Annotated in this window: 10 protein-coding genes; 4 read left to right on the top strand and 6 right to left on the bottom strand. The window is 71.2% G+C overall.

The genetic code is table 11. The features are described from left to right. The coding region (locus LV78_RS26500; protein WP_301307340.1) for an RHS repeat domain-containing protein at window positions 1-562 on the top strand (562 nt) is incomplete at its 5' end. A 10-nt stretch (window positions 563-572) separates the two neighbouring features. Then, the gene (locus LV78_RS26495; protein ID WP_253848338.1) at window positions 573-791 is read left to right on the top strand and encodes a hypothetical protein; all 219 of its coding nucleotides are present in this window, start codon (window positions 573-575) and stop codon (window positions 789-791) included. A gap of 60 nt (window positions 792-851) precedes the next feature. On the opposite strand, the gene LV78_RS26490 is transcribed toward LV78_RS26495, so the two are convergent. Next, window positions 852-1787, bottom strand: coding sequence for a TerC family protein (locus LV78_RS26490; protein WP_308208760.1), 936 nt, complete (start codon window positions 1785-1787; stop codon window positions 852-854). A gap of 210 nt (window positions 1788-1997) precedes the next feature. On the opposite strand from LV78_RS26490, the gene LV78_RS26485 reads away from it, so the two are divergent. Continuing rightward, the gene (locus LV78_RS26485) at window positions 1998-2360 is read left to right on the top strand and encodes a helix-turn-helix transcriptional regulator (protein WP_253848337.1); all 363 of its coding nucleotides are present in this window, start codon (window positions 1998-2000) and stop codon (window positions 2358-2360) included. Here the strand turns inward: LV78_RS26485 and LV78_RS26480 are convergent. The 5 genes from LV78_RS26480 to LV78_RS26460 form a co-directional block, all read right to left on the bottom strand. Beyond that, window positions 2289-3455 (bottom strand): FAD-dependent monooxygenase, encoded by a 1167-nt coding sequence (locus LV78_RS26480; RefSeq protein WP_253848336.1) that lies wholly within the window; start codon window positions 3453-3455, stop codon window positions 2289-2291. The two genes, LV78_RS26485 and LV78_RS26480, sit on opposite strands and share 72 nt — an antisense overlap. 139 nt (window positions 3456-3594) lie before the next feature. Continuing rightward, window positions 3595-4296 carry a respiratory nitrate reductase subunit gamma gene (narI, locus tag LV78_RS26475; RefSeq protein ID WP_253848335.1) on the bottom strand — a complete coding sequence of 234 codons (702 nt, stop codon included), beginning with the start codon at window positions 4294-4296 and terminating at the stop codon, window positions 3595-3597. Beyond that, window positions 4293-4916, bottom strand: a complete 624-nt coding sequence (narJ, locus tag LV78_RS26470; RefSeq protein WP_253848334.1) for a nitrate reductase molybdenum cofactor assembly chaperone — start codon at window positions 4914-4916, stop codon at window positions 4293-4295. The genes narI and narJ overlap by 4 nt, the downstream gene beginning before the upstream one ends. Then, window positions 4913-6448: a nitrate reductase subunit beta gene (gene narH, locus LV78_RS26465; RefSeq protein WP_253848333.1), complete on the bottom strand. Its 1536-nt coding sequence runs from the start codon at window positions 6446-6448 to the stop codon at window positions 4913-4915. The genes narJ and narH overlap by 4 nt, the downstream gene beginning before the upstream one ends. Beyond that, window positions 6448-10116 (bottom strand): nitrate reductase subunit alpha, encoded by a 3669-nt coding sequence (locus LV78_RS26460; RefSeq protein ID WP_253848332.1) that lies wholly within the window; start codon window positions 10114-10116, stop codon window positions 6448-6450. The genes narH and LV78_RS26460 overlap by 1 nt, the downstream gene beginning before the upstream one ends. A 109-nt stretch (window positions 10117-10225) precedes the next feature. On the opposite strand from LV78_RS26460, the gene LV78_RS26455 reads away from it, so the two are divergent. Further along, on the top strand, window positions 10226-11419 hold the full coding sequence (locus tag LV78_RS26455) for a nitrate/nitrite transporter (RefSeq protein ID WP_253848331.1): 1194 nt from the start codon (window positions 10226-10228) through the stop codon (window positions 11417-11419). Window positions 11420-11460 lie beyond the last annotated feature (41 nt).

Raw genomic sequence — 11460 nt, 5'->3', positions numbered from 1 at the left:
CGGCGTGCGCTCGGGATTCACCCGTGACACCAATGGTTTGCTGGTCGGGGTGAAGGACGGTTCGGGCGCGCGCCACGGGGCGGTGACCGACTACCAGGGCAGCGTTCTGGCCCTCGTTGACGGGAACGGCCTGATCGCCGCCGAGTACAGCTACGCCCCGTACGGCGCGGTCACGGCCACCGGGGCTGCGGCCAAGGCCAACCCATTCCGCTACCTGGGCGCCTACCAGTTGCAGCGGGGGCACTACCTGCTGGGCTACCGGGTGTACGACAGCGCGTTCGCGAGGTTCAGGTCGACCGACCCGACCGGGCAGGAGGCGAACCCGTACAACTACTCCCAGGGCGACCCGATCAACCGCAGTGACCCCACAGGAGCGCTTTCCTATCTGGGGGTCAGTGGTGCGGTGAAGTTCATCGGCAAGGCTGCGGCGACGATTTTCACCCCGATCGCCGCAGCTTGCTATATCTCCAGGGCTGTCGTGGACACGGACAGCTCGTGGAGCGACGAGTTCTCTGATTTAAACACCTGTTTCAACCCCTTCAAGGATTTCTTCCAGGAATGAGGTGCGTGCGATGAGCCGTCAGCGTGATCCGGGCCGGACCGCGGTCAACGGTCTGGGAGTTCTCGCCCTGCTCTGCCTGGCAGCCGGTCTCGTCCTCGCGGGTGTCTGCGCCGCTGTCGAGGACCCCGGAGCCCTTGAGCTGTGGCGAAACGGTCTGGGGACCGCGGGCGGCCTGCTCGGGATGATGTGGGGCTTTGCGATGCGCTCCCTCGCCGAGAAGGGGCGCTGACCTCGTCGACGGGGCTGTGGGGCGCGGCGACGACCGCGCCCCGCAGCCGAGCGCGCCCGATCAGTCGCGTCCCCGCCCAGGCTCCACCGCGTCCCTGGTCTTCCACCAGCTCGCCCCGACCGCCACGGCCAGGATCGCCGCCACCACGGCCAGCGACGCGGCCGTCGGGATCTTGTAGACGTCCAGCAGCAGCATTTTCACGCCCACCCACACCAGCACCAGGGCCAGCCCCAGCTTCAGGTAGGTGAACCGGTGCATGAGGTCCGCGAGCAGGAAGTACATGGCGCGCAGGCCCAGGATCGCGAACGCGTTCGAGGTGAACACCAGGAACGGCTCCTGCGTCACCGCGAAGATCGCCGGGATGGAGTCGACGGCGAACACGATGTCGGTCACCTCGACCAGCACCAGCACCGCCAGCAGCGGGGTCGCCACCCACTTGCCGCCCTGGCGCACCAGGAACTTGTGCCCGTGCTGCTGGTCGGTCATCGGCACGAACCGGCGGAACAGGCGCAGCACCGCGCTGCGCTCCGGGTCGACCACCTCGTCCTTCTGCCGCGCCATCTTCACCCCGGTGAGCACCAGGAACGCGCCGAACACGTAGAGGATCCAGGAGAAGCTCGCGATCAGCACCGAACCCGCCGCGATGAACACCGCGCGGAACACCAGCGCGCCCAGCACGCCGTAGAACAGCACCCGGTGCTGGTGCTCCCTCGGGACGGCGAAGTAGCCGAAGATGATCGCGAAGACGAACACGTTGTCCACCGCGAGGGACTTCTCGATCACGTAACCGGCGAAGTACTGGGCCGCCGGGTCCGCGCCCCACACCCACCACACGACACCGCCGAAGGCGAGTCCGAGGGTGATCCACACCGCCGACCAGACGGCCGCCTCCCGCACGCTGACCACGTGCGCGCGCCGGTGGGCGAACAGGTCCACCGCGAGCATCGCCAGGATCACGCCGAGCACCGCGGCCCAGGCCCAGAACGGGACAACCACGAAGAACGCACCTCCGGTCCACTGTCGACCAGAGGTCTCCCCGACCGCCGCGCCCCTGCCGGGACCGCTGGCGGCGCCGAGACCGGGCAACCGTCCGGGTTGCCGTAATGACGAGCTCGGCTGAGGCGGGTACTCCCCTCCGCACCACTAGAATGACGAACTGGAGTTCACCTGTCAACGCTTGATCGGTTCACCCGGATGGAGGAAGTGGTGGGCAGCGGAGAGGCGGGGGCCGGGGGGACGTGGACGTTCCTGAGCAACCACGCGCACGTGCTGCTGTGCCTGGCCGACGACCCGGACCAGACCCTGGCGGTGATCGCGGGGCGGGTCGGGGTGACCAGCCGGGCGGTGCAGCTGATCCTCGGGGACCTGATCGCGGGCGGTTACGTCGAGCGCACGAAGGTGGGACGGCGCAACCACTACCGGGTCAACCCGGACGGGCGGCTGCGGCACCCGCTGGAGGCTGGGCACCGGGTCGGGGAGCTGATCGCGGCGCTGGGGTCAGGCGGGCGCGATCCGGGGCAGCGGGCGGTCGGTGGCGGCGACCTCGGTGAGCTTGCCGAACAGCCGTGACAGCGGCGCTGACGTGGCGATCCGGCCCACCGCGTTGCGCAGCGCCAGGCCGAGGCGGGTGTTCGGGTAGGCGATGCGGCGCACGCCGGGCGGGAGCTTCTGGACGTCGTCGACGAGTGGGCGCATCCACTCCTCGTAGGCCGCAAGCCCGGCGCCCAGGTCCTCGGCGGTCGACAGGCAGGCCGCGAGGGCGTAACCGCCGGTGAGCGCGAGCGACGAGCCGCCGCCGCCCATCGGGGTCACGCACCAGGCCGCGTCACCGGTGACGCAGACCCGGCCCCGGTGCCAGGAGGGCATCCGGATCTGGGTGAGGCGGTCGACGTACAGGTCGTCGGTGGCGTCGAACCCGTCCAGCACGCGCGGCGCCTCCCAGCCGACGCCCGCGTAGCGCTCGCGGACCTGGCGCGCGGTCGGGCGGACCGGGCGGTCGTCGGTGAACGCGAGCATGGCGCGGGTGGTGCCCCGGTTGTCGGGGCGCAGGTGGACCTGGCGCCCGCCGACGGCGTTGTGCCAGCGCCAGCGGTCGTCGTCGGCCGGGGTGCGCGGGATCGTGCCGAACAGCATGGTGATGCCCAGCTCGCGGCGCTCGACGTCCGGGCCGAAGACCAGGTCGCGGGTGGTGGAGCCGACGCCCTCGGCGATGACGAGCAGGTCGGCGGTCAGGACCTCGCCGCGCGCGGTGGTGACCGCGACGGCGTCGGGGGACTGGTCGACCTCGGTGATGCGGTCGCCGAAGCGCAGGTCGGTCCCCGGCGGGAGGCGGTCGAGGACGGCGCGGGCGAGGTCGCCGCGCAGGACCTCCAGCTCGGCGGTGGCCCCGTCCCGCCCGGTCGGGAGGGTGATGATCACCTGACCCCGCCCGTCGACGAAGACCGTGCCGGTCTCGGTGGTGTGCAGCGCGCGGACGGCCTCGGTGAGGCCCATCAGGTCGAGCACCTCGTGGGCGACGCCCCGGACGTCGACGTTCTGGCCGCCGTCGCGGAACCGCGCGGCGCGCTCCAGGACGGTGACGTGCCAGCCGGTGCGGGTGAGCCAGTGCGCGGCGGAGAGGCCTGCGATGCTGGCGCCGGAGATCACGGCGCGCGGTGCGGTCATGGTGGCCTCCGGTGGGGCGGGGGAGTGGGCTCTTCGGCGAAGCTACTTCCGGCTGAGGGGCGCCGCACGACCGGCGGCGGGAAATGGCAAAAAGACCCGCCCGCACCGGGGTGCGAGCGGGCCTTCGGGGGAATCCGGTTCAGCGGTTCGCCATCGGCCGCTTCGGCGCGGTCGACCGGCGGCGGTACACCACGTACGGGCGCCACAGGTACGCGATCGGGGCCGACCACACGTGGACCAGCCTGGTGAACGGCCAGATCGCGAACAGCAGGAACGCGCTCAGCGCGTGCAGCTGGAACACCAGCGGGACGTCCACCATCAGCAGCGGGTCCGGGTTCAGGGCGAACAGGCCCCTGAACCACACCGAGATCGTCTCCCGGTAGTCGTAGCCGCCCTTGAACAGCTGCTCCACCACGGTCGCCGTCACGCCCAGCGCGACCACGAAGCCGAGCACGGCGAACAGGAGCTTGTCGGACCCGGTGGTCCTCCGGTTGATCCTCGGCTCCAGCACCCGGCGCGCGATCAGCAACCCCAGGCCCACCACCAGCATCACCGCCGCGACGCTGCCCGCGACCACCGCCACCAGGTGGTACACGTGCTCGGTGATCCCGACGGCCTCCGTCACCGCCTTCGGCACCAGCAAGCCCATGGCGTGGCCGCCGATCGCGGCGAACGCGCCCAGGTGGAACAGCGGCGAGCCCCAGCGCAGCCAGCGCCGCTCCAGCAGCTGCGAGGTGCGCGTGGTCCAGCCGAACTGGTCGCTGCGCCACCGCCACACGTGGCCCACCACGAACACCGTCAGCGCCGCGTACGGGAAGACGACCCACAGCAGGGTGTTCACACCCGCACCTCCATTCCGGTCAGGTAGTCGGGCGGGGCGAAGGGGGCCAGGCCCACTTCCTCCACCGGCGGCCCCTCCAGTGCCAGTTCCCGCATCGCGGCCTTCTCATCGTCGCCCAGCTCCGGGAGCAGGGCGCACAGCGCCTCCAGCAGCTCCGCGTACGGCGTGCCCGCGTCCGCGAGCCCGGCCCGGATCAGCTCCAGGCCCGCGCGGTGCTGGCGCAGCGGCGCCTCGCCCGCGCCCGGCCCCAGCAGGGCGGCGAACTCGCACACCACCGGCAGGTAGTCCGGCAGCTCGTCCTCGGGCGGGGTCAGCGACGCGGCGCGGTAGCGCTGCTTGAGCACCAGCATGGCCATGCCGCGCTTGCGGGTGTCGCCGTGCAGGTAGTACGTCAGGTACAGGCTGGTGCGGCGGCGCAGGTCGAACGTGCGCACGTAGTGCTGCGCCAGCTCGAACGGCTCCTGCTCGCGGTACCAGGCCAGGAACCGCTCCAGCGGCTCGCGCGCCGGGCCGTCCGGCACCTCGGGGACCGCGAACGGGCCGTCCTCGGGGTACTGCAACAACGTCGCCAGCAGCTCGAACGTCTCGGCGCGGCCCGGCTCGACCGGTTTCGCCCTCACCGCTTCACCCTCTTCCTCGGCGGCGCGCTCAGCGACAGCGACACCGCGCCGCGTCCCGGCCCCTCGCCGCCCATGCCGGGGCCGCCATCGCCGTCCAGCGGGCACCCGGTCTCCAGGCCCGCCAGCTGCGCGGCGTCCTCCTTGTGCGCCAAGGGGATCACGTACCGGTCCTCGTACTTCGCGATGGCCAGCAACCGGTACAGGTCCTCGACCTCCTCGGCCGTGAAGCCGATCGAGTCGAGCAGGCCCTGGTCGACCGTGCCGTCGAGCGAGCGGTTCCGCATGTGCCCGCGCATCCCGGCCAGCTTCATCAGCACCCCGGCCACCACCTCCGAGTCACCGGCGGTGAACAGGTTCGCCAGGTACTCCACGGGGATGCGCAGGTCGCGGATCGCGTGGAACACGTCGTCCGGGTCCGACGAGTCGCCGTCCACGGCGGTGACCGCGTCCAGCACCGGCGACAGCGGCGGGATGTACCAGACCATGGGGGCGGTGCGGTACTCCGGGTGCAGCGGCAGCGCCACCTTGTACTTGCTGATCAGCGCGTGCACCGGCGACTTGCGGGCGGCCTCCAGCCAGTCGTGGGCGATGCCCTGCGCCAGCGCCTCCTTCGCGATCTCCGGGTCGTGCGGGTCCAGGATCAGCGCGCGCTGCGCGTCCAGCAGGTCCTTCGGGTCCGGCACGCTCAGCGCGGCGGTGACCGCGTCCGCGTCGTACAGCACGATCCCCAGGTACCGCAGCCTGCCCACGCAGGTCTCCGAGCACACCGTGGGCTGCCCGGCCTCCACGCGCGGGAAGCAGAACGTGCACTTCTCGGCCTTGCCCGTGACGTGGTTGAGGTAGACCTTCTTGTACGGGCACGAGGACACGCACATCCGCCAGCCCCGGCACTTGTCCTGGTCCACCAGGACGATGCCGTCCTCCTCGCGCTTGTACATCGCGCCCGACGGGCACGCCGACACGCACGCGGGGTTCAGGCAGTGCTCGCACAACCTGGGCAGGTGGAACATGAAGGTGCGCTCGAACTCGAACTTCACCTTCTCCCGGATGCCCTCCAGGTTCGGGTCGCCGGGGGCGTGCTCGGGCGCGCCGCCCAGGTCGTCCTCCCAGTTGGCGCCCCACTTGATCGCGGTGTCCTCGCCGGTCAGCAACGACTTAGGCCGCGCCACCGGGGTGTGCTCGCCCGCAGGGGCGCTCAGCAGCGTGTCGTAGTCGTAGGTGATCGGCTCGTAGTAGTCGTCGATCGAGGGCATGTCCGGGTTGGCGAACAGGCTCAGCAACCGCTGCGCCTTGCTGCCGCCGCGCAGCCGCAGCCTGCCCTTCTTGTCGAGCTCCCAGCCGCCCTTCCAGCGCTCCTGGTCCTCGTACCGCTTGGGGTAGCCGATGCCGGGCTTGGTCTCGACGTTGTTGAACCAGGCGTACTCCACGCCCTCGCGGTTCGTCCAGGTCTGCTTGCAGGTGACCGAGCAGGTGTGGCAGCCGATGCACTTGTCGAGGTTCATCACCATCGCCACCTGAGCCATGATGCGCATCAGTACTCCACCTCCTGCGAGCGGCGGCGGACCACCGTGACCTCGTCGCGCTGGTTGCCGGTCGGGCCGTAGTAGTTGAACGCGTAGGTGAACTGGGCGTAGCCGCCCACCAGGTGCGTCGGCTTGAGCAGCAGGCGGGTCAGCGAGTTGTGCACGCCGCCGCGCTTGCCGCCGATCTCGGTCTTCGGCACGTTCACGTTGCGGTCCTTGGCGTGGTAGACGTACACGGTGCCCTCCGGCATCCGGTGCGAGACCACCGCGCGGGCCACCACGACGCCGTTGCGGTTGTAGGCCTCCACCCAGTCGTTGTCCGCCACGCCGATCCGCTCGGCGTCCTGAGTGGACATCCAGATGTCCGGGCCGCCGCGCGAGAGCGCCAGCATGTGCGCGTTGTCCTGGTACTCCGAGTGGATCGACCACTTCGAGTGCGGCGTCAGGTACCGCACCGTCACCTCGGCGCGACCGGGCTCGCCCAGCTGCTGCGAGCCGAACCGGCGGTGCATGTTCAGCGGCGGCCGGTACACCGGCAGCTGCTCGCCCAGCTCGGTGAGCCAGTCGTGGTCGACGAAGAACTGCTGGCGCCCGGTCAGGGTGTGCCAGGGCTTGTCCCGCTCCACGTTGATCACGAACGCCGAGTAGCGGCGGCCACCGGTCTCGCTGCCCGACCACTCCGGCGAGGTCAGCACGGCCTGCGGGCCCTTCTTGGCCTCCTGGTAGGAGATCCGCTTGCCCTCGTTCTCCTCGGCCAGGTCCGCGAGCTTGGTGCCGGTGCGCTTCTCCAGCTGCTTGAAGCCCTCCACCGCCAGCCTGCCGTTGGTGGTGGCCGACAGGGTCAGGATCGCCTCGCACATGTGCTCGGCGGTGGCCAGCGACGGCCGGTTGTCGCCGCGCACGCCGTTGGTGCGGCGCAGCAGCTCGATCTCCGGCTCGGGGTGGTAGGTGATGCCCTTGGTGGTCAGGCCGAGCTTCTCCAGCAGCGGGCCGACCGAGCGCATCTTGTCGGCGGTGGCGGCGAAGTCGCGCTCGACCACCACCAGCTTCGGCATGGTGCGGCCGGGGATCGGCTCGCAGTCGCCGTCGCGCCAGTCCAGCACCCGGCCGCCCGGCTGGGCCATCTCGTCCGGGGTGTCGTGCGCCAGCGGCACGGCCAGCACGTCGGTGCGCTTGCCCAGGTGGGTCTTCGCCAGCTCCGAGTAGTGGTCGGCCAGGCCGAGGAACACGTCGTAGTCGCTGCGCGCCTCCCACGGCGGCGCGATCGCCGGGTTGAAGGCGTGCACGAAGGGGTGCATGTCGGTCGACGACAGGTCGTGCTTCTCGTACCAGGTCGCGGCGGGCAGCACCACGTCCGCGAACAGGCCCGTGGACGTCATGCGGAAGTCCACCGCCGTCAGCAGGTCGAGCTTGCCCTCGGGCGCCTCGTCGTGCCAGGTGACGTCCTGCGGCCGGTTCTCCTCCGCCGTCTCGGCGCCGCGCACCTGCGCGTCGGTGCCCAGCAGGTGCCGCAGGAAGTACTCGTTGCCCTTGCCCGAGGAGCCGAGCAGGTTCGCCCGCCACACGGTCAGCGCGCGCGGGAAGTTCGCCGGGTTGTCCGGGTCCTCCGCCGCGAAGTTCAGCCTGCCCGCCTTCAGCTCCGACACCACGTGGTCGGCCACCGGGACGCCCGCGTCCTTCGCCTCGTCGGCCAGGTCCAGCGGGTTGCGGTCGAACGTGGGGTGCGAGGGCAGCCAGCCCAGCCTGGCGGCCTGCGCGTTGCAGTCGGCGAACGACTTGCCCTGCAACATTCCCGTGCCCAGCGGGGTGGACAGCTCGTCGGCCTTGAAGCCCTCGTAGCGCCACTGGTCCGTGGCCAGGTACCAGAACGCGGTGCCCGCCATGTGCCTGGTCGGCCGCTGCCAGTCGAACGCGAACGCCAGGTGCTGCATCCCGGTGACCGGGCGCGCCTTCTCCTGGCCCACGTAGTGCGCCCAGCCGCCGCCGTTGCGGCCCTGGCAGCCGGTGAGCAGCACCAGCGACAGGAACGCCCGGTAGATGGTGTCCGAGTGGAACCAGTGGTTCGCGCCCGCGCCCACCACGATCATCGAGCGGCCCTGGGTGCGCTCGGCGTTGCGGGCGAACTCGCGGGCGATGCGCGCGGTCGTCGCGGCGGGCACCGAGGTGATCTCCTCGGCCCAGCCGGGGGTTCCGGGCGCGTCAGTGTCCTCATAGGACGAAGGCCACTCGCCCGGCAGGCCCTCGCGGCCCACCGCGTAGCGCGCCATCACCAGGTCGAAGACGGTGGTGACCAGCATCCCGTTCACGCGCGTCGCAGGCACGCCCCGGCGCACGACGCCGCCGCCCTCGGTCTCGCCGACGTCGAAGCGCGGCAGGTCGATCGCCACCGCCTCGGTGGTCAGCGCCGCGTTGTCGCCGTGCAGGGTCAGCGCGGGCGTGACGCCGTCCAGCTCCAGGTTCCACTGGCCCTCGCCCTGCTCGCCCCAGCGGTGCCCGAGGGTCCCGCGCGGCACCACGGCCTCGCCGGTCTCCTCGTTCAGCAGCACCGTCTTGAACTCGGCGTTCTCCACCTCCTGGCCGAGGTCGGCGGCGGTGAGGAACTTGCCGGGCACGAACGCGTCGCCGCGCTCCTCCAGGCGCACCAGGAAGGGCAGGTCCGTGTAGCGGCGGGTGTACTCCGAGAAGTACGGCACCTGCCGGTCGCGGAAGAACTCGGTCAGCACCACGTGGCCCATGGCCATCGCGAGCGCGCCGTCCGTGCCGGGGTGCGGCGCCAGCCAGTCGTCGGCGAACTTCACGTTGTCCGCGTAGTCCGGGCTGACCGCGACGACCTTCGTGCCCTTGTACCGGGCCTCGGTGAGGAAGTGCGCGTCCGGCGTGCGGGTCACCGGGATGTTCGAGCCCCACATGACCAGGTAGCCGCTGTTCCACCAGTCGGCCGACTCGGGCACGTCGGTCTGGTCGCCCCAGATCTGCGGCGAGGCGATCGGCAGGTCGGCGTACCAGTCGTAGAACGACAGCAGCGTGCCGCCGATCAGCGAGTGGTAGCGGGTGCCCGCCGCGAACGAGGCCATCGACATCGCCGGGATCGGCGAGAAGCCGACCACGCGGTCCGGGCCGTACGCCTTCGCGGTGTGCACGTGCGCGGCGGCGACGAGCTCGTTGACCTCGTCCCACGTCGAGCGGATCAGGCCGCCCTTGCCGCGCGCCCGCTTGTAGCGGCGCGACTTCTCCGGGTCACCGGTGATCTCGGCCCAGGCCAGCACCGGGTCGCCCAGGCGCGCCTTCGCCTCGCGCCACATCTTGAGCAGCACGCCCCGCACGTACGGGTAGCGGACCCGTGACGGGGAGTAGGTGTACCAGGAGAACGAGGCGCCTCGCGGGCACCCGCGCGGCTCGTACTCCGGCGAGTCCGGTCCCACCGACGGGTAGTCCGTCGCCTGGTGCTCCCACGTGATCAGGCCGTCCTTGACGAACACCTGCCACGAGCACGAACCGGTGCAGTTGACCCCGTGCGTGGACCGGACCACCTTGTCGTGGGCCCACCTGTCCCGGTAAAAACGCTCCCACTCCGCCTGGTCGATCCGGTGCACGGTCCTGCCGTCGGCCGACACCTCCCCCCGCGCGAAGAACTTGCGCCCGCGCGGTTGGGGGCGGTCCACCCCTGTGCTGTCCATGCACCTAGTGCACCGCGCGGGTTGCTCCGTTTGGAGGGACCTAAGTCCTTTCCCGACACGGCAGTTGCTCACTTACCGCGCACACCGGGCCGGGCGCAGTGTTCCGGGTATGACTGGATCGGACTCTGCTCACGACCGCACCCGCTGGGTGGTCCTGGTCATGGCCGCCCTCGGATTCGCGGTGAACTTCTGGGCCTGGGCGCTGCTCAGCCCGTTGGGACCCCTGTACCGCGAGGAGCTCGGTCTCACCTCCTTCCAGCAGGCGCTGCTGGTGGCGGTCCCGGTGATCGTCGGCTCGGTCGGTCGCATCGCGGCCGGTGTGCTCACGGACCGCTTCGGCGGCCGGATCATGTTCCCGGCGGTGTCCGCCGCGACCATCGTCCCCGTGCTCTACCTGGGCTTCAGCGGGCAGTACTCGCTGACCGGGCTGCTCGTCGGCGGCTTCTTCCTCGGCATCGGCGGCAGCGCGTTCGCCGTCGGCGTGCCCACGGTCAACGCCTGGTTCCCGCCGGAGCGGCGCGGCACCGCGCTCGGCCTGTTCGGCATCGGCATGGGCGGCACCGCGTTCAGCGCGCTGACCACCGTGCCGCTGGTCACGGCGGCGGGCAAGACCGCGCCGTTCGTCGTCACCGCGATCGTGCTCGCGGTGTACGCGGTCGCCTCCTACCTGCTGATCCGCGAGGCCCCCGGCCGCGCCAAGCCGACCGGTTCGGCGGCGCACCGGCTCCTGGCCGCGGCGAAGCTGCCGATCACCTGGCAGGCGTCGGGCATCTACGCGCTGTCGTTCGGCGGTTACGTGGCGATGTCGGTCTACCTGCCCACGTACCTGAAGACGAGCTACGAGCTGACCCAGGCCGACGCGGCCAACCGGATGGCCGGTTTCGTGGTGCTGGCGGTGATCGCCCGCCCGCTGGGCGGCTGGCTGTCGGACCGGGTGGCGCCCGCGAAGGTCCTCAACATCACGCTGGTGGCGGTCGTCGCGGCGGCGGTCGTGCAGGCGTTCACGCCGATGCTGATGCCGATGGGGACGGCGGCGTTCCTGGTGCTGGCGGTCGCGCTCGGCGCGGGCAGCGGCGCGACGTTCGCCCTCGTGGCGATCATGGCCCCGGCGGACCAGGTCGGCTCGGTGACGGGCATCGTCGGCGCGGCCGGCGGGCTGGGCGGGTTCGTGCCGCCGCTGATCATGGGGGCGCTGTACGGGTCGTACGGGTCGTACGGCGGCGGGTTGGCGCTGCTGGCGGTCGCCGCGGCGGCGACGGTGCTGGTGGTGCGGTCGTTGTCGCGGAGCCCGCAGGTGGTGTGAGGCGGAGGTGTGGAGGGGCGGCCGATGCGGTCGCCCCCTCC

It is taken from the genome of Actinosynnema pretiosum (assembly GCF_024171695.1).
Taxonomy (GTDB): Bacteria; Actinomycetota; Actinomycetes; order Mycobacteriales; family Pseudonocardiaceae; genus Actinosynnema; species Actinosynnema pretiosum.
The sequence above is the reverse complement of the archived record's forward strand: the minus strand, read 5'-3'. Positions and strand labels throughout refer to the sequence as shown.